21 protein-coding genes and 1 pseudogene are annotated in these 19,441 nt (G+C 33.7%); 13 read left to right on the forward strand and 9 right to left on the reverse strand.

The genetic code is table 11. The annotated features are described in order from the left end of the window. A pseudogene (locus tag HRU49_RS10920) lies at positions 1–308 on the forward strand (hypothetical protein); the annotation flags it as partial. 87 nt (positions 309–395) lie between these two features. Here the strand turns inward: HRU49_RS10920 and HRU49_RS10925 are convergent. Both HRU49_RS10925 and HRU49_RS10930 read right to left on the reverse strand, forming a co-directional pair. Continuing rightward, entirely contained in the window at positions 396–1,025 is a 630-nt protein-coding gene (locus tag HRU49_RS10925) for a hemolysin III family protein (RefSeq protein ID WP_296357081.1), read from the reverse strand. After that, positions 1,026–1,703, reverse strand: a complete 678-nt coding sequence (locus HRU49_RS10930) for a DUF4294 domain-containing protein (protein WP_296357082.1) — start codon at positions 1,701–1,703, stop codon at positions 1,026–1,028. A gap of 120 nt (positions 1,704–1,823) precedes the next feature. Between HRU49_RS10930 and HRU49_RS10935 the strand changes: the two genes are divergently transcribed. The 6 genes from HRU49_RS10935 to HRU49_RS10960 all read left to right on the forward strand — a co-directional run bounded on the left by HRU49_RS10935 (position 1,824) and on the right by HRU49_RS10960 (position 7,722). Beyond that, positions 1,824–2,912, forward strand: a complete 1,089-nt coding sequence (locus tag HRU49_RS10935) for a M42 family metallopeptidase (RefSeq protein ID WP_296357083.1) — start codon at positions 1,824–1,826, stop codon at positions 2,910–2,912. 13 nt (positions 2,913–2,925) lie between these two features. After that, on the forward strand, positions 2,926–3,498 hold the full coding sequence (locus HRU49_RS10940; protein ID WP_296357084.1) for an NUDIX domain-containing protein: 573 nt from the start codon (positions 2,926–2,928) through the stop codon (positions 3,496–3,498). Next, on the forward strand, positions 3,495–4,172 hold the full coding sequence (locus HRU49_RS10945; protein ID WP_296357085.1) for a PrsW family glutamic-type intramembrane protease: 678 nt from the start codon (positions 3,495–3,497) through the stop codon (positions 4,170–4,172). Before HRU49_RS10940 ends, HRU49_RS10945 begins: the two co-directional genes overlap by 4 nt. 83 nt (positions 4,173–4,255) lie before the next feature. Continuing rightward, on the forward strand, positions 4,256–4,732 hold the full coding sequence (locus HRU49_RS10950; RefSeq protein ID WP_296357086.1) for an acetyl-CoA carboxylase biotin carboxyl carrier protein subunit: 477 nt from the start codon (positions 4,256–4,258) through the stop codon (positions 4,730–4,732). A gap of 1 nt (position 4,733) precedes the next feature. Continuing rightward, positions 4,734–6,173: an acetyl-CoA carboxylase biotin carboxylase subunit gene (locus HRU49_RS10955; RefSeq protein WP_296357087.1), complete on the forward strand. Its 1,440-nt coding sequence runs from the start codon at positions 4,734–4,736 to the stop codon at positions 6,171–6,173. Between the two features lie 7 nt (positions 6,174–6,180). After that, entirely contained in the window at positions 6,181–7,722 is a 1,542-nt protein-coding gene (locus HRU49_RS10960) for an acyl-CoA carboxylase subunit beta (RefSeq protein ID WP_296357088.1), read from the forward strand. 5 nt (positions 7,723–7,727) lie between these two features. On the opposite strand, the gene HRU49_RS10965 is transcribed toward HRU49_RS10960, so the two are convergent. Continuing rightward, positions 7,728–8,108 (reverse strand): transcriptional repressor, encoded by a 381-nt coding sequence (locus HRU49_RS10965; RefSeq protein ID WP_296357089.1) that lies wholly within the window; start codon positions 8,106–8,108, stop codon positions 7,728–7,730. Between the two features lie 75 nt (positions 8,109–8,183). On the opposite strand from HRU49_RS10965, the gene HRU49_RS10970 reads away from it, so the two are divergent. From HRU49_RS10970 to folE, 5 genes are all read left to right on the forward strand, one after another. Then, on the forward strand, positions 8,184–8,885 hold the full coding sequence (locus tag HRU49_RS10970; RefSeq protein ID WP_296357090.1) for an ATP-binding cassette domain-containing protein: 702 nt from the start codon (positions 8,184–8,186) through the stop codon (positions 8,883–8,885). 5 nt (positions 8,886–8,890) lie between these two features. Then, on the forward strand, positions 8,891–10,300 hold the full coding sequence (locus HRU49_RS10975) for a DUF3526 domain-containing protein (protein ID WP_296357091.1): 1,410 nt from the start codon (positions 8,891–8,893) through the stop codon (positions 10,298–10,300). After that, entirely contained in the window at positions 10,297–11,613 is a 1,317-nt protein-coding gene (locus HRU49_RS10980) for a hypothetical protein (RefSeq protein ID WP_296357092.1), read from the forward strand. Before HRU49_RS10975 ends, HRU49_RS10980 begins: the two co-directional genes overlap by 4 nt. A gap of 426 nt (positions 11,614–12,039) precedes the next feature. After that, complete coding sequence (locus tag HRU49_RS10985) at positions 12,040–12,450, forward strand: MerC domain-containing protein (protein WP_296357093.1); 411 nt, start codon at positions 12,040–12,042, stop codon at positions 12,448–12,450. 4 nt (positions 12,451–12,454) lie between these two features. Further along, positions 12,455–13,114: a GTP cyclohydrolase I FolE gene (gene folE, locus HRU49_RS10990; protein ID WP_296357094.1), complete on the forward strand. Its 660-nt coding sequence runs from the start codon at positions 12,455–12,457 to the stop codon at positions 13,112–13,114. A gap of 650 nt (positions 13,115–13,764) precedes the next feature. On the opposite strand, the gene HRU49_RS10995 is transcribed toward folE, so the two are convergent. Further along, entirely contained in the window at positions 13,765–14,208 is a 444-nt protein-coding gene (locus HRU49_RS10995) for a DinB family protein (protein WP_296357095.1), read from the reverse strand. An 84-nt stretch (positions 14,209–14,292) separates the two neighbouring features. On the opposite strand from HRU49_RS10995, the gene HRU49_RS11000 reads away from it, so the two are divergent. Beyond that, positions 14,293–15,498 (forward strand): multidrug effflux MFS transporter, encoded by a 1,206-nt coding sequence (locus tag HRU49_RS11000; protein WP_296357096.1) that lies wholly within the window; start codon positions 14,293–14,295, stop codon positions 15,496–15,498. A 12-nt stretch (positions 15,499–15,510) separates the two neighbouring features. Here HRU49_RS11000 and HRU49_RS11005 read toward each other — a convergent pair whose 3' ends face one another. The 5 genes from HRU49_RS11005 to HRU49_RS11025 all read right to left on the reverse strand — a co-directional run. Beyond that, a complete protein-coding gene (locus HRU49_RS11005; protein ID WP_296357097.1) occupies positions 15,511–16,641 on the reverse strand; it encodes an ATP-grasp domain-containing protein in 1,131 nt (376 codons plus the stop codon). Continuing rightward, positions 16,628–17,737 (reverse strand): hypothetical protein, encoded by a 1,110-nt coding sequence (locus HRU49_RS11010; protein WP_296357098.1) that lies wholly within the window; start codon positions 17,735–17,737, stop codon positions 16,628–16,630. The genes HRU49_RS11005 and HRU49_RS11010 overlap by 14 nt, the downstream gene beginning before the upstream one ends. A gap of 8 nt (positions 17,738–17,745) precedes the next feature. After that, positions 17,746–18,099, reverse strand: a complete 354-nt coding sequence (locus HRU49_RS11015) for a hypothetical protein (RefSeq protein WP_296357099.1) — start codon at positions 18,097–18,099, stop codon at positions 17,746–17,748. 100 nt (positions 18,100–18,199) lie between these two features. Further along, positions 18,200–18,820, reverse strand: a complete 621-nt coding sequence (locus tag HRU49_RS11020; RefSeq protein WP_296357101.1) for an L-threonylcarbamoyladenylate synthase — start codon at positions 18,818–18,820, stop codon at positions 18,200–18,202. 20 nt (positions 18,821–18,840) lie between these two features. Next, positions 18,841–19,441 (reverse strand): hypothetical protein (locus HRU49_RS11025; RefSeq protein ID WP_296357103.1); only part of this gene is annotated, 601 nt, incomplete at its 5' end.

Below are 19,441 nucleotides of genomic sequence, written 5' to 3' on the forward strand. Positions count from 1 at the left end.
CTCTAAACTTAATGGAAACTTTAGAAGATGTAACTGTAAATATAGCGTCAAAACAAGTATATGAATTCGATACCATTTTATCCTTAACTCATCACATCCATTATTTAAAAGGAACATTAGATACTCTTAATACAGAACAACTAACCATAAGAGACAACTACAGTTATGATCATCCAAATCTCAAAGCAGAAGATGATTGGCAGATATTTTTAAATACCATTTGGTTAGAGGCAAATATCTTTATGGACTTGGCTAAAACATTTGATGACTCAATTTTAGATACTTTCTTGCGGAAGAAAATATGGTAATTATCACAAAAATCTCCTAGGTATTATTGAGCATACACATTACCATGTTGGTCAAATAGTGATCATTAAAAAATTAGTCGGTTTAGTTTAAATGACATGATTAAAAATCATAAAAAAGTGACAAATGGCACCGGCTAAAACAAAAAGATGCCATATCACATGATTGTAAGGAATTCTTTCAATAGCATAAAAAACAATGCCAACTGTGTAGAATAGTCCACCTGCAAATAACCAAAGTACACCGTCGGTCCCTAAAGCATTTGCTGTATTTGTATAATCAAATACTATTAACCAACCCATTACCAAATAAAGTAAGGTTGAGAAGGTCTCAAATTTCCCTGTAAAGAACAGTTTTAAAACCACACCAAAGGCAGCAATTCCCCAAACCGTCCAAAACAAGGGCCAACCTAAACTATCTCGCAATAGAATCAATAGAACTGGCGTGTAGGTTCCAGCAATAAGAAGATAAATGCTTATATGATCGACAATTCTAAAATAGTGTTTACGTTTTTCCCCGCGTACTGCGTGGTAAAAAGTCGAAGCCAGGAACAAAACAATTATAGATATACCATAGAATATAACACTAAACAAACTCCAAGGTTTGGTACCATTATCTGCATAAACTATAAGTAATACCAGTGCGGCTATACCTAATGCAGCGCCTATTCCATGAGACCAAGCATTTAGTTGTTCTTCTAGTTTAGTCTGAGTACGCATCTATTGCTTAGATTTTGAATTGGTCCATTTATTAACGCAGGCATAAAAATCAATGTCATAAGCAGGTCGTTGCCGTTTTAATTGTTCATTTTGGAAAGCACGTTGTAAAATATCTTCAATAAGGTAGTCCTCTTCAACATTAATTGGCACAAATTCGCGTTTTAATGAAATATCAAAAAGACTCGCCGTATTATTATACCAAAACGCTTTCCAACCACTACGAAGTTCTTTAATAAGCTCAAAGGCCGTTTTTCCGGTTTGTCTATGAATTAGCTTTACTAATATTTGTCCTTCAGTTTTGGTTAATTTCTTTAACTCTGCAGAAAATTCATCTTCAATGTACTTTTGAATGACCTTGGCATACCTCTTTTTCTCTCGCTTTTTGGTCAATGTCTCCAAACGTTCTTGCAGTGCCTCTAAACGCTCAGCCGCTAACTTTGCATAGGGATATACTTTTAGAGTCTTTCGTCGTAAAATGACATAACGGATTCGTGCATCTCTATCCTTAAAACTTAAATTCGGCAGCATTAGTACTTCATCTAATTCTATTTCAGTCACTGGAATAGAATCGCCTTCAATAATAAGGTAATGAACGACTGTAGAATCTTGCCCAACAGGCTCTTGTTGACAAAACCCCAACACTGAAAAAAAGAAAAAGATGTACGATAAATATCTCATGTTTTATAGCCTTCCAAAATCATTCCAAAGAACAATTTAGGTCCATTCAAAATTAAGAATTAATATATCCATTAACCCTAAATTCCTATTAATATTATTATTTTTAAAAAAAATTTATCAATGGCTAAAAAGCAATTACTTACGAAAAAGTCGATGGACTTTTTAGAGAAATATCTCAATAACGCTTCTCCAACTGGATATGAATGGGAAGGTCAGAAACTGTGGATGAATTACCTTAAACCTTATGTGGATGAATTTATTACAGACACTTATGGTACTGCTGTGGCAGTTATAAATCCAAAAGCTAAATACAAGGTTGTAATTGAAGGTCATGCTGACGAGATTTCATGGTACGTAAATTATATTTCTGATAAAGGATTACTATACGTTATAAGAAATGGTGGTAGCGACCATCAAATTGCACCAAGTAAAGTTGTAAATATTCATACTAAAAATGGTATAGTGAAAGGTGTTTTTGGCTGGCCAGCAATTCATACACGCAGTCGTGCCAAAGAAGAGCCGCCAAAGCCAGACAATATTTGTATTGACATAGGTGCGAAAGATAAAAAGGAAGTTGAAAAAATGGGAGTTCATGTTGGATGTGTTATCACCTATCCAGATGAGTTTCATATTCTCAACAAAGATAAGTTTGTTTGTAGAGCTTTAGATAATAGAATGGGTGGTTTCATGATTGCTGAAGTGGCAAGAATACTTCATGAAAACAAAAAGAAATTACCATTTGGTCTATACATTACAAATTCTGTTCAAGAAGAAATAGGGCTTCGTGGTGCAGAAATGATTACAGAAACAATTCAGCCAAACGTTGCTATAGTAACAGATGTCACACATGACACCACTACTCCAATGATCGATCCTAAAAAACAAGGCTTGGCAAAAATTGGAGATGGACCTGTTATTGCTTACGCGCCAGCTGTACAACAAAAGCTTAGAGATTTAATTACAGACACGGCTGAAGAAAAGAAAATCCCATTTCAACGTGCTGCATTATCAAGAGCTACAGGCACTGATACTGATGCTTTTGCTTACAGTAATGGTGGTGTAGCATCTGCATTAATTTCTTTACCGTTGCGTTATATGCATACCACTGTTGAGATGGTTCATAAAGATGATGTTGAAAATGTGATTAGGTTAATTTATGAAACCCTATTAAAAATTAAAGACGGAGAAACCTTTAGTTATTTTGAATAAGTAAATTCCCGCTATGCAGCGGGAATCTTTTTATATGGATGAATACATTGACATTGTAACGAAAAAAGGAGAACCCACTGGAAATACTGTATTAAAATCAGAAGCGCATAAAAATGGCTGGTATCATAACACCATTCACTTATGGCTATATACCAGGCAAGGCCATATTTTATTGCAACAACGTTCTCATAAAAAAACGATACATCCTTTATTATGGGATGTTTCCGCCGCTGGTCATATCGATGCTGGTGAGTCTTTTATTGGAGCTGCATTGAGAGAAACTAGAGAAGAATTGGGTTTGCAATTAGAAGCAAATGCACTTACCAAAGTTGGAACATTTTTGCATGAAACGAATTATGGTACTATTCAGGACAACGAATTCCATCAGGTATATATTGCTGAATTAAAGGTGCCATTGGATGCACTCAAACCTTTAGAAGAAGAGGTTGAGGCCATTAAATTGGTTAACTTTAATGAATTTGAGCTATTATTAAAACACAGTGAAACTAATCATCACTTCATTGCAACCAACAAATCCTATTATAGTTTCATTTTAAAAACTATTAAAACAACACTCAACTTATGAATTTAATCCTCATGGCAGTTGCTCCAGTAATGGTAATAATCCTTTATATCTATTTCCAAGATAAATATGAAAAGGAACCAATTGGTCTACTTTTAGCAAGCTTTCTTTTTGGTGCCATTGTAAGCATATTCATTGTGACATTATTATATGTTTTTACAGGTCAGTTTATACCAATAACAGACGAATACAGCTTATGGCAACAATTTATTCAGGCCTTTGTGGTAGTGGCTTTTTCCGAAGAGTTTAGTAAGTATGTTATTGTAAAATATTTCAATCAACCCAAGAAAGCATTCAACGAACCTTATGACGGTATCATCTATGCTGTTATGGTTTCTATGGGCTTTGCATGTACTGAGAATATCATGTATGTGCTTGAAGGCGGTTATCAAACTGCAGTTCTGAGAGCTTTTACAGCCGTTCCTGCACATGCCACTTTTGGCATTCTTATGGGCTATTTTATGGGTAAGGCCAAGTTTTCAAATAATAGATTTAAACTTAATATGGCTGGTCTATTTCTTGCTGTATTTTTTCATGGAGCTTACGACTTCTTTTTATTCATCAGATTCATTCCTGGTATTTCAATTGGAGCCTTTATTTCGCTAGCGGTGGCGCTCTACTTATCTCGTAAAGCCATTAAAAAACATCAAAACAATTCAAACTTTAAATCTTTGTAAAAATCACAGTTTAAAAGTCTAAATTTTCATATTTTGCAATAAGAATTACAGTTTTCTGGTAATCTTCTAATTTTTCAAAATTTATGTACAAAATAAAAGTCGATGCTTCTCACGTTTTTGAGGTTTCAAAAGCAGATTGCGAAGCACTTGATGCTGTAGAAACAACATCAAATCATTATCATACGCTTGCCGATAATCAATCAATAGAAGCAACAGTTATCCAATCCAATTTTAATTCTAAAACTTATACTGTAAAAATAAATAATAACAGTTACCAAGTGCAAATAAACGATGTCCTAGATCAACAAATTGAAGCTCTCGGATTTGAAATTGGAGCCTCAAAAAAGGTTAATGAAATTAAAGCACCAATGCCAGGATTAATATTAGAAATTAATGTTACTGAAGGTGATGAAGTTAAAGAAAATGATGCGCTCTTAATCTTAGAAGCTATGAAGATGGAAAACGTTTTAAACTCACCAAGAGATGGAGTCATTAAGTCCATTAGTGTTAGACAAGGTGAGACCGTAGATAAAAATGCCCTATTAATAGAATTCGAATAGTATGAAAAAGATATTAGTTGCCAATAGAGGAGAAATTGCTATTCGTGTTATGCGCACAGCAAAAAAAATGGGGATTAAAACAGTTGCCGTTTTTTCAGAAGTGGATCGAAATTCTCCACATGTAAAATTTGCCGATGAAGCTGTGTGTATTGGTCCTGCACCTTCTAACCAATCTTACTTAAAAGGGGACAAAATTATTGACGTTGCACAAGCTCTAAATGTTGATGGGATTCATCCTGGGTATGGATTCCTCAGTGAAAATGCAGAATTTGCTGAACTCTGTGAAAAAAATAACGTCGTATTTATTGGACCTCGTTCTAAAGCTATTAAAATGATGGGCGATAAATTGGCAGCAAAAGATGCTGTTAAGGATTATGATATTCCTATGGTTCCAGGTGTAGATCATGCGGTTCTAAATCCTAAAGAAGCCGTAGAAATTGCACGACGTATTGGCTTGCCCATATTAATTAAAGCTGCTGCCGGTGGAGGTGGAAAAGGCATGCGAGTGGTTGAAAACGAAAGTGATATTGAAAATCAGATGAATCGCGCGATTAGTGAAGCGACGTCCGCATTTGGAGATGGCTCTGTTTTTGTAGAAAAATATGTGGCCTCTCCACGACATATAGAAATTCAAATTATGGCAGATATGCATGGTAATTACTTGCATTTCTTTGAACGAGAATGCTCTGTGCAACGTCGTCATCAAAAGGTCGTTGAAGAAGCTCCTTCTGTAGTTCTCACAACAGAACTAAGAGAGCGTATGGGACAAGCTGCAATTGATGTTGCAAGATCTTGCGATTATATTGGTGCAGGCACTGTTGAATTTTTATTGGATGCAGACCATAACTTCTATTTCTTGGAAATGAATACACGTCTCCAAGTAGAACATCCTGTTTCTGAATGGATTGCAGGTGTGGATCTTGTAGAACTGCAGATTAAGGTGGCTAGAGGCGAAAAACTAGATCTGAAGCAGGAAGACCTGAAAATAAATGGACATGCTTTAGAATTGCGCGTTTATGCAGAAGATCCTCTGAATGATTTCTTACCAAGCGTTGGCAATTTAGAAGTGTATGAACTTCCTGTAGGAGATAATATCCGTGTAGACAACGGATTTGAAGAAGGTATGGATATTCCTATTTATTACGATCCGATGCTCTCAAAACTTATTACCTACGGTGAAACCAGGGAAGAAGCTATTGAACTCATGATAAAAGCCATAGACAATTATGATGTTAAAGGGGTACAAACAACGCTACCATTTGGTCGTTTTGTTTGCCAGCACGAGGCCTTTAGAAACGGAAATTTTGACACCCATTTTGTGAAAAAGTACTACTTACCTAGTCTGCTTGAAGAACAATACAAAAAAGAAGCTGAAATCGCTGCAAAAATAGCCTTAAGACGCTATTTAGAAGACCAAAAACTTTTACGATTACCAAATTAAGATTCACATGGACACTAAGATAAAAACACTAAAAGATAAAATTGAGCAGGCTAGACTTGGCGGTGGACAAGCGCGAATAGACAAACAACATCAAAAGAAGAAACTAACAGCAAGAGAACGTGTCTTATATCTACTTGATGAAGGATCTTTTGAGGAAATTGGTGCATTAGTAACGCATAGAACCAAGGATTTCGGAATGGCAGATCAGCAATTTTACGGAGATGGTGTTGTGACAGGATATGGTACCGTTGGAGGACGTTTAATCTATGTCTTTGCACAAGATTTCACAGTATTTGGTGGCTCTCTTTCAGAAACACACGCTGAAAAAATCTGTAAAATTATGGATATGGCTGTCAATGTAGGGGCGCCAATCATTGGTTTAAATGATTCCGGTGGGGCGCGCATCCAGGAAGGTGTAAGATCCTTAGGTGGTTATGCCGATATTTTTTACAGGAACGTAAATGCTTCTGGTGTTATTCCTCAAATATCTGCAATCATGGGACCATGTGCTGGAGGAGCGGTTTACTCACCTGCTATGACTGACTTCACCATTATGGTACAAAATACGAGTTACATGTTTGTAACGGGACCTAATGTCGTTAAAACAGTTACCAATGAAGAAGTAACCAGCGAGGAGCTTGGAGGTGCTAGTGTCCACTCAACAAAGTCAGGAGTTGCACATATTACATCAACAAATGATATTGAATGCTTAGAAGACGTCAAGAGACTATTAAGCTACTTACCACAAAGCAACAAAGAAAAACCTGCTGCTATCCCTTTTAACATGAAGGATGAGTTACGAGAAGTTTTAGATGATATTGTACCAGACAATCCAAACAAGCCTTACGACATGCATCAGGTCATTGAGGGTATTATTGATGAGAATTCATTTTACGAGATTCATAAGGACTTTGCAGAAAATATCATTGTAGGATTTGCACGATTAGGTGGCAAGTCTATTGGTGTTGTTGCTAACCAACCTATGTTTTTAGCAGGTGTTTTGGACGTTAATAGCTCTACAAAAGCCGCTCGCTTCGTAAGATTCTGCGATTGTTTTAATATTCCATTACTAGTATTAGAGGATGTTCCTGGATTCTTACCAGGAACCGACCAAGAATGGAATGCTATTATTACCAATGGCGCAAAATTACTCTATGCGTTTAGTGAAGCTACAGTTCCTAGAGTGACAGTGATCACAAGAAAAGCATATGGCGGAGCTTATGACGTCATGAACTCAAAACATATTGGTGCAGATATGAATTTTGCCTGGCCTAATGCTGAGATAGCGGTAATGGGTGCTAAAGGTGCAGCTGAGATTATTTTTAAACGTGAAATTTCTTCTGCAGAAGACAAAGAAGCCAAATGGAAAGAAAAGGAAGCAGAATATGCCGAATTATTTGCTAATCCATATAGTGCTGCTGAACGTGGGTTTATAGATGAAGTCATTTTACCGCATAATACAAGACGTAAACTCATCAAAGCATTCACCATGTTAGAGAATAAGGAGATTAGTAAACCAAGTAGAAAGCACGGTAATATTCCGTTATAGAATTCCTATTTCATACAATCAGAACATTGTCCTTTTAATAAAACATCTGCGGACTCAATAATCCGATTTTCTATACTTGGAATTGGAATATTGATTTCAAGACATTCAACTTTTCCACACTTCTCACATTGAAAATGAGGGTGGATGTCATTGTGATGATGAGCATCGCATTCGCGGCATTTTGCATACCACGTAAGACCGTTAGAGCCTGTAAATGAGTGAATAGCACCTTCGTTTTCTAGTCGTTCAAGAACACGATAGACAGTTGTCTTATTCATATCGTTCTTTAATTGTTCTACAAGATCTACAACAGACAACGCCTCACTTGAATTTTCAAAAATAGACAGTATAAGGTTTACCGACTTTGTTTTACGTTTTACACTCATAATACAAATTTAGTGCAACACTATTGCAATAACAAATTTTGAATTATTTTCGCAACTAAGTTGCAATAATATATTATGGTTACACTCAATCAAGTCTCAAAGTCATTCAAAGGCAACAAAGCCGTTGATAAATTAAGTCTAGAAATTGCCGAAGGTGAAATACTTGGTCTACTCGGTGCCAACGGTGCTGGAAAATCCACAACTATAAATATGCTGCTAGGTTTTATTAAACCTGACTCTGGTGCAATTAGCATAAACCATATTGATGTTGTCACTGGTTCAGAATCAACCCGCAAATTAATAGGATATATTCCTGAGAATGTAAATCTTTACAATGATCTTTCTGGTGTTGAAAATCTCGATTATTTCTGTAGACTTGCCAATCTTAAATACGAACCCTCAAAATTAGGTGAGTTCTTATTAAAATGTGGTCTGCAATTAGAAGCACACCACCAAAAGATTTCATCCTACTCCAAAGGAATGCGTCAAAAAGTAGGTATAGCCATCGCCTACGCCAAAAAAGCCAAAGTACTTCTCCTTGATGAACCTGCAAGTGGTTTAGACCCACTAGCTAGTAACGAACTGTCTGTCTTACTTAAATCTCTAGCGGCATCAGGAACAAGTATATTAATGGCATCTCATGATATTTTCAGAGTTAGGGAGGTCTGTAATCGTATAGGTATTCTAAAAAATGGCATACTAGTTAAAGAATTAAACAGTAAAGAAGTTAGTGCTAACGAATTGGAAACCATATATCTTGAATACATGCAAAACTGAATGTAATGAGACAAATTATAAAAAACGAATGGCGATTACTCCTAAGGCATAAAATACTCTTGAGATTTTGTTTTTGCTTTCTATTAATTTTAATTCTTGCTCTATTTCTTTCAAATCAGCAGCACAGAGCACAATTAAGCACTTATAAAATTGCGAAAGATGAATTAAGAGAGCAATGGGAAAGTATTGATTCTATGAATCCTCATAGTGCAGCACATTATGGCACATATGTGTTTAAACCTTCAAACATTTTAACAAATCTTGATGAAGGGGTTAATGGTGTTACTGGCAATGTATTGCGTGTTGAAGGTCATGTGCAAAATGAAATGGTGTATTCAGAAGCATCTCAGATGATGAGTGTGTCTAAGTTTGGAAAACTCAAAGCTTCACTTATACTTCAATATATAGTGCCATTGTTGCTTATGTTTCTAGCATTTTCTACTGTTAATTCAGAACGGCAACAAGGAAGATTGAAGACACTTCTGCTCCAAAGCACAAGCCTTTTTAGACTAATGATATCAAAAGCCATAGCCATTTGGTTATTTGGTCTGAGCCTTTTAGGATTTTCTGTGTTTATTTATACGATACTGAATTTTAATAATCTTAATGCAGAACTATTTTTAAGACTTATTTTATTTCTAATAAGTTATGGATTATATTATTTCATTGTCGTAGGGCTTACCATTTTTTTAACTATCTATTTTAAAAGACCTTTAATTGCATTAACGACAATGATTGGTATCTGGATCCTTTGGACCGTATTTATCCCAAATATAGTTATGAGTAGTGTTGAAAAATGGCATCTTCTACCCAATCGTAATGAATTTAAGTCTGCCATGAAAGAGGACCGCTCTAAAGGCATAGATGGGCACAACCCATCAGATGAGCGCGGTAAAGCCCTAGAAGAAAAGGTTTTAGCAGAATATAAAGTTGACAGTCTTTCACAATTACCCATAAACTTTGATGGTATAAGAATGCAAGCAGATGAAGAATACGGTAATATCGTTTGGGATAAACACTTCGGCAATCTGTCAAACGTTTTAATTGAACAAAAACAAAAGGTTCAGCTGTTTGGTATTCTCAGTCCTATGTTAGCGCTTAAAAATTCTAGTATGGGTTATGCAGGAAGTGACAACATTCACCATCAAGCATTTTTAAGGCAAGTGGAAGATTACAGACGTATTTTTATTAAACAACTTAATGATGAACATGCCTATGGTGGTTCTAAAACCGGAAATTGGGGATGGAAAGCTCAGAATGATTTCTTTAAATCAGTTAAAGATTTTAATTATAAAAGTACCGAACTAAAAAGTGTATGGACATACTATCTCACTGACAACATTATTTTATTGATTTGGTCGATTGTTACCATTTTAATGATTTTTTTAGGAACTAAAAGAATGCAAATTATATGAAAACCCTTGCTATTCTTAAATATGAGTGGATTCATTTTATAAGAAGTCCGTTTAAAATTGTTGCTCTTGTACTTTTTATTTTAGCTTCTGTTTATGGTTTACATAATGGATCAGATTTGTTTAAGACTCGAACCTTAGAAATAGATCGTATACAAACTCAAGCACAAGCATCACAAGCAGATATTATTGCATATTATGATAAAAATTTAAAAGGGCCTTCTGACAGACCATGGGTTGATGTAAGTACTCCATTTTGGGCTTTATCGTATTCTTATGTCTATGAATTTAAATCACCTTCTCCCTTAATGGTATATGGAGTTGGACAAGCCGAGAAATATGGATATTACAAACGTATTACTAATAGAAGTAGCCCATATGATACTGATATGGCCGAAGAAATAGCCAATCCTGAGCGGCTGCAAACTGGATATTTAGATTTCACCTTTTCTATAATATATCTGTTACCCTTATTATTAATGATCTATCTATACACTATCAAAGGTACAGAAGTTGATACTGGTATTTTACCACTAATCACTGTTCAAGCAACACGCACAAAGTTATGGTTATGGACTAGAATTAGCTTCTATTTTATATTAGTACTGAGCATTTTAATTTTATTACTTTTTTATGGAGCTATTTTAACGGATGTATTTAATAATGATTTTAGTGGTTTCCTTAACTACCTAGTTATGATGTTATTATATCTAACTCTATGGACAATTATTTTTGGGCTCATTATAAATTACGGATCATTCAGTATTACAAATACTTTAAAAATGGTTGGTATTTGGTTGCTTTTCGCTTTTATTGTTCCAGGATCCATACACCAAGTTGTTAGTACTAAATATCCGGCAAATCTCATGATTGATTTTATTGATGCGCAACGGGACGAAAAGGACAAACTATATTCACTTCCAGACAGCATTTTTCAACAAAAACTCAATGAAAAATTTCCACAAATTTTAAACAGTATCGTAATGAAAGATAGTTTAAAGCGAAATAGAGCAATGAATGAATCTGCGGCTTCATTAACTAACGATTTAACCAAAAAAAGTTTAAAAACTATAGAATCTAGTTATACTGAAAAGAACAAACTTATCAAAAGTACCTATTGGTTTAATCCCATAACTTTTTTTCAAAATAGGTTTAATTCTATCACTCAAACACATTTTGACGATTATCAAAACTACCGAGATCAAATTCAAAGCTTAGTAGATAAACAAATTGAAATTTTAGTATTAGATATTTGGGGTGATGTACAAGTAGATAAAGAAAGATATTTGGACTATATCAATATTTTAAGTAACTGATGTAAATTCATTTCATAAAAATTATCAAATAGGCTGAGCAATTTATACAATACATGAAATGTGATAGCCTTCCACTAATAAATTCAGTAGTATAATAAGTTTGTTATTATTTGTATTCACAATGATACATAATGTTTAACGATATTTAAACTGGTGCATTTGACCTCAATTACCAAGACTGTCAATTCATTAGTAAAATAAAATTTTCACATCATTTTTTAACTAAAATTTCTGTTTAAAGATTCTTTAAAATAAAATACATTACTTGAGCTTGGTTTAGAAAAATATATTAAATTTGCAACTCAGTTGCAATAACTGAGTCGGGTTTTAAAAATAAATGGCGATTTCTCTAAAGAATAAAAATACTGTTGAGGTTATGTATTAAATTCCTATTAGTTTAGGTTTTCGCCATTTTTAAATTATGATATGTTCGTAAATTCATTTAGACAAAACAATTCTGATACTTTTGGTGCTTTAGCAAGTGGTTTGTGTTTACTACATTGTATTATAACACCATTTATATTTATTGTACAATCAAGTACAGCTGACCATGTAGAAGTGCCTGTTTGGTGGGGAACTATTGACGTTATATTAATTATTATCTCATTCATTGCCGTATACTGGTCAGCAAAAAATACCACTAAACTATGGGTAAAGTTTGGCTTATGGCTATGTTGGGCCTTAATGAGTTTTGTAATTCTAAATGAAAAAATAGGGTTATTAGAATTATCTGAATCAAGTATATATGCGCCGGCAATTGGCTTAATAAGTTTACACATATATAATAGAAAATACTGTAAATGCAAAGACAGTAACTTAAAAAGCATAACGAACTAATCTGATGAAGAAGGAACACTTAGATATAGAGATTTTAGGTGACGCTCATATAGCAACAGGTATAGATACACCTCTTAGACCAGATGCTTTTAAAAAATCTGATGATGAAAAAATAATTGCGATTCAACACCATTTTAAGGCCATTATGCAAGAATTAGGCTTAGATTTAAATGACGATAGCTTATCTGGTACGCCTTATCGCTTTGCAAAAATGTATGTAAAAGAGTTGTTTTACGGTCTTAATCCTAACAACCGTCCCAAAATTTCCACTTTCAAGAATAAATACGGCTACAACAAATTATTAGTAGAAAAAGACATCAGTATAGACTCATCTTGCGAACACCATTTTTTACCAATTGTTGGAAAAGCTCATATTGGTTACATCCCAAGAGATAAAGTCGTTGGACTCTCCAAAATTAATCGTTTGGTGGATTATTATGCACATCGCCCACAAGTACAAGAACGTTTGTGCTTACAAATTTTAAAAGATTTACAAATGGCATTAAATACTGATGATGTCATCGTAGTTATCAATGCTAAACACTTATGTGTATCATCTCGAGGAATTAAAGATAAAAGTAGTTCAACTACGACTATGGAATATGGAGGTTGTTTTAATGATATAGAACAGAGGAACGCCTTCTTAAAGCAAATTGATTCATAAGGTCAATTATTTTGTGTTTAATTAAATAAATTAAACGATTTGTTTAAGAAAAAAGCTCACCAGTATTGGTGAGCTTTTGGATTATTATGAGAAAACTATTCTATTCTGAGCCCTCAGATTGATCATCTGTCATAATTTTTATGATCTGCCTTCATTAGAGCGTAGGTTGATTCCATTTTTTTTAATCAACAACTATTACCGTATGCTCTACTTAAACAGTATCGTGTTCTTTCTCTACCTTTTTCGGTAGTTATTTCTCCTTTTTCATGAGTAGCTCCTAGATCATTATACGTTTTTATTAATTCATTGTGCGTTGAAATCAAAGCTTCATGATAATTAATTGGCGTATTATACTTTGCCTAAATATCTAGATAATAGAATCTGTTTCCTCATAGCTGCATGAGTTTCCATTCAAAATTTATACACAGATTACAATGTCATATGTCCTTCTTAAACTATTAAATGATCTTTTTCCAAGGTTTCATGTTCAACTACGATTCATCATCAAAGACCTAGTCAAACATAAGTTTTCAGGAACATTATACTAAAAGAATTGCTCTAAGGACAAATTTCAAAAAATTAGTTTTTATACGACACTAGTGTTACGAACGGTTTTTATACAAAGCTAAATATTATCATTAATATCATTTTTAATCTAAGAGTCTTCTATGATAATTAATCTGACCTAAATGATAAGCCAAGTGCAACGCAAGATGAGTTAAGAAATATTCGGTAGTCATGTCATCTTCAAATGGATTGCGTCGGTATTCTGCTTGTAAATCCACTTCAGCTAACATTGATAGTGTTTTCTCTACCATTGTAATAGTTTCTGCAACTTGCTTTTTCATTTCCGAAACAGGAACATTTTTGTTAGAAAATTCCAAATCACGTTGCCTCACATAACCAGTATTTCCTAAAGTTGCACCAATAAAGTGATTAAGATTTCCAATTAAATGTAAACAAAGATTTCCTGCCGAATTACTGACTAAACCTTCCTGTTTCCAAAGATTAGATTCATCTTTATACAAGTCTAACTCATCAATTAACTTGTTTAAATCTCTCTTAAATAGCTTGATTAAAGTATCTGTTATCATCCCCATTTATTTACTAAATATAAGTATCTAAAATTAGTGAATTACCCAACCATAAATAGGTAATAATTAAGTTACTTTTGTCCTATGCAAAACCAAAAACGCACACAGTTTGAGTTTGTAGTCCTTATGGCTGCATTAATGTCTATTGTAGCCTTATCTATAGATGCTTTACTCCCTGCTTTACCTATCACTGGTGATTATCTGAGCGTTACTAATCCTTCTGAAAATCCAAAATTAATAACCTCAATTTTCCTTGGACTAGGCTTTGGACAACTTATTTTCGGACCACTCTCTGATAGTTTTGGACGCAAACCTATTGTCTACGCAGGATTTATTCTTTTCATTATCGCATCAATAATTTGTGTTACCACCAAGAATTTTGAAATGATGCTATTTGGTCGTGTTTTACAAGGTGTTGGACTAGCCTGTCCAAGAACCATGAGCATTGCAATGATTCGAGATTCTTATGAAGGAGATTATATGGCGAAAATAATTTCTATAGTCGTCATGATGTTTATTTTAGTCCCAGTGGTTGCGCCAACTCTCGGTCAGTTTCTAATGAATCATTATAACTGGCAATTCATTTTCACCTTTAATCTCATATTTGGCGTTTTAGTTGTCCTCTGGTTTTGGATTAGACAACCAGAAACATTGAAGGATAATTACAAAATCCCATACCGATTATCCATTTTTAAAACCGGTACAGTTCAATTCTTTAGAATTAGAGCCGCAGTCATATATACATTGCTCTCAGGGTTTATCACTGGGTCATTTATGGTTTATCTCAGTACCTCACAGCAAATTTTCGAAAAGCAGTATGGCTTAGCAAAAGAGTTCCCTTTAATTTTTGCTAGTTTGGCTATAGCAGTAGGTTTAGCTACTTTTTTTAATAGTCAATTGGTTGTAAAATATGGCATGAAACGTATCGTGCACCTTGCCATGTGGAGTTTCATAACGACGTCATTGGTTTTTATTCTAATTTTTAATTCAGAGAATAATCCGAGTGTAGAGATATTAATAACTTTTTTTTCAATTCAGTTTTTTACTATAGGGTTCCTATTTGGAAACCTTCTAGCACTGGCCATGGAACCAATGGGACATATTGCAGGAATTGGATCTGCACTAAATGGTTTTATATCCACTGTTATGGCCGTTTCAATAGCTAACTTCATCGGAAAATATGTTATTGATTCTGTAACTCCACTTTTCGTGGGATTTCTTGTCTGCGGAGTAATATCAATGGGCTTATTTTATTTTAATATCAGTAAAACTTCAAAATCATCGCATTAAATTTTATGTAGATTAATTCTGATTGATTCGATTTTTTAAAATGATTCTAGTTCTCTGGAAGTATTTGACTATTGTTGGCAATGGATCCTTCACTATATATAATACCATTGTATTTTTCGTTAAAAATGACCAATCAAAAATTTTCAATGGTTTTCTCTGAATCATATTGACAAATCCCTTGAGATTATAATAATTCATCAAATGATATTTAATACGCTTAATCGAAACTCCCTTAGCCAATAGACAATACAAATAAGGGAAATTATAACCCGCGGCAAGAGCTCCATCCATCGAACCCCAAAACCTCCCATTCACTTCAATAACCTTGATAGATTTAGAATTATTGTCATATCGCAGATCTATATGCGCAATACCTGTCCAATTTAAAGAACCCATAAGTTGCTTAACAACTTCTAGCACCTCATTATTATTTAAAAACTGTATTCCAATTGCTGGTGAAAACTCTCTATTTTCATAGAGAATTCCTCTTTGAACAATATGACATAAAACTTCACCGTTTTCACATAAAACACTGCAATCAATATCATAACCCTCTAAATATTCTTGAAAAACGTAAGTTGATTTAAGAGTTTCAAGAAACATATTGAGCTCTTTATCACTATTTAATAATTTTATGCCTTGACCATCTAAATTTTGAACCGGTTTTGCAATAATTGGATAACTCGAGAGATTAATAGATTTTTGATCTGAAAGAGGATTAAAAATCTGAGTCTTAGGTTGCGCTAATTTAAATTTAGAAAGATGCTCTGATAACTTTGCCTTATTAATAGCCGTTTTATAATCTTTTAAAGACGTCATAGGCACTAATTTATCTTTAGACTTGAGCTCCGCCTTATGAAGGATTAAATTTTCTACACATTTTTCATGAATTGGTAAAATTAAATCAATATTATGCTCAGAAACATAATTGTCAATGGCTTGCAACCATTCCTTAACACCTAATTTAGGAACTGCCTTATATCCAAACACATATTTTGAATAAGACATTGGTATATGACGCTTAGAAGAAATAACATGCACTTTAATGTCTTTACAAAATGACAAACAATACACCACTTGATAAAGTAATGGGTTTTCACCATCAGGAATTAAAATATCTATTTTTTCATTATTCAAACTCATGATTTACAGCTAATTTTTTTTGGCGTACTTTTTTTAAATAATCAAAAAATATTGGTGATAGCAACAATAGAAGAATCCAAAAAAGTCCAAGTAAAAAGATATACTTCAAGAAGTCATTAAATAAATATCGAATTCCCATTTCAAGGCATAAAATCAATATATAAAAACCAGAAGTACTCAACAAAGTATGCACTATTAGACTTTTACCATGCAGAAATTTAAAATCATTAGTTGCGCTCAAGCCTCTTCCAACTGCTTTAAACCTCTTATTAAAAGTAAAACGCCTGTCAAAATCTAATAATTTGATAAGATTAACCAATCCATTATTAAAATTAGACATTCGATAATCTATTTGAATTGGTTGTTCGGGCCATTCTCTAAAAGCAATTAGAATAATTAAAATATCCTCCATAAAATAACCAAACGTTTCGCCTGTAAATGAAAATAGAATCGTATGAAATACCAAAATCATAGTTATAGCATAAAGACGAAACTTTGGAACAAACAAACAAAAGCCAATTAATAGTTCTGCTAACATTGCAGAATACGACATTAACTTCGCTAGCATTAAGCTAGAAGTGGATTCATACCAAGAATTATAAACCGGATTTTCCAGAGCTACAGAAAGCCAATTATGCATAAACTGCCCAGTCCACCACTCTATTTGTGTCATTTTATTTAATAAGGCACCAAAATAGACTAAGCCAAGCTGAAAAAACAAAAGCCAAGGAGTATCCTCTTTTGAAGTAAGACCAGATAGAAAAAACACACATCCAATGATAAAAAGATGATTTCTAAAAATCGGTTTTGACGCTAAAATGCCTAAAAATATGCTACAAGCTATTAGTATTGCAGATGCCCTAACTTTATAATTTAATATTAAAGAAGTACTGCCTAAAATGAAAAGTGCTTTAATAAAATATTCAAGTAAATTTGGATATTGATTTAAGTTATCCAATGAACTAATAAAGGGAATAAAGGAATCTGTAATACTGCCAAAAAAGCCATGAGCAATAAGTAAAACAACGCAAATCTTGCACATCATTAAAACACCTGGTCGCATTGAAGTACCATAAACCTTGAAAGGTAATATCAAAAAGGAAATTATTTTATTGGTCGCCATATATTCCATCCATTGCCATTTGTATTGTATAAAATTTCAACATTAGCATTTTCAGCTTTTCCGTATGTTGCCTCATACTGCTGCACCAATGAAAAAACATTATCAATAGACCTAGGCTCCCATCCGTCAGATAAATAATTATAGCGAGACTTAACCTCATCAGTAGACAACGCTTTTCCATTTAAACTTACCTGTATTTTGTAATAGGTATGTTCATCGTAAGGTGCCCAACAAAAAAATTTTTCAGGTATAAATCTGGCATAAACTACTGACCCTAACTGAAGTAATAGGAATAGAACACCAATAAATAGATAAACGATCTTTTGGTTTTTCAAAATGTTTTTTGATTAATAGCTAACTAGATATAAAAGAAGTGAATTTTTCTGATAAATAAAATTAAATCTCTTAAATAAGCTATTATTCTGTATAATCGGTCTAAAAAATCTCTAAACTCCCCTTTCCTTCTCTTACAATTTCTGGCGGAACTACCGAAAGATCAATTACAGTTGATGCTTCATTAGATCCATAACCACCATCAATAACAAGATCTACGGAATTATCCCATTTCTCTTTTATGAGTTCAGGATCTGTGGTATATTCTAAGATATCGTCATCATCACGTATAGAGGTAGAGACTATAGGATTTCCTAGAGTATTTAATATTGCCTGAATAATTGAATTATCTGGAACTCTAATACCTACAGTTTTTCGTTTCTTAAATGGATTAGGAAGACTTTTAGATCCGGGAAGAATAAAGGTGTAGGCCCCAGGCAGTGCGCGTTTTAATATTTTAAATGTCGCATTATCAATTTGTTTGACGTAGTCACTAAGATTACTTAAGTCTTCACAAATGAAGGAAAAATTGGCCTTTTTTAATTTAACACCTTTGAGCTTTGCTAAGCGTTCTAAGGCTTTAACATTAGCCATATCACAACCAAGACCATAAACCGTATCCGTCGGATAAATAACCAAGCCACCACGTTTGAGCGTAGCAACTACCTTTTCAATCTCTTTTGGATTTGGATTATCTGGATATATTTTTATGAATTCAGCCATGTAAAACCTCCTTATCTACGTTATCTACGAGACCTTCCGACTATATTATCTGGTCTATTTCTAACATCATTACCACCGCGTCGCGATCTTGATTTTTCTAATTTTGATTTCTTATAATCAAACCACTTTTTATTTTCATCCTCATAAAATACGTCTTCAAGTGAGACATCTAATTGATCTTGATGTACTTTCACCTCATCTCTAAAAGGCTTGAGCTTTTTTTCAACCATTCTAATAGTTTCCTGCATCAACTCTCTATTTCTATTGTTACGCGCAGTTTCCATATTTTGATTAACAACAATATCCAATCCTTCAAAAAAATCTTTATTATCAGTTTTAATTTGACTGATATTAGTGTTGTAAGCTTCAATGTGCGAAGTGACTTCTAACCCATGAGAATCGCCTTTGTTAAGCTTTAATTTTCTAATTACTTTTTTAGCATTGTGTTCAAAAAGTCCAATGACTTTTTGAGATTCAAATATTGGCATCTCTCGAGTAGTATCCGATTGACCATTAGTTAAACCCCCTCCTTTAAGACCATCATTTTGTCTTTGAGCATAATTTGTGCTTACCATTGCTAAGCAAAAAAATAAAGCTAAATAGTTCATGAATTGTCTTTTA

Source organism: Winogradskyella sp., from assembly GCF_013213975.1.
Taxonomy (GTDB): Bacteria; Bacteroidota; Bacteroidia; order Flavobacteriales; family Flavobacteriaceae; genus Winogradskyella.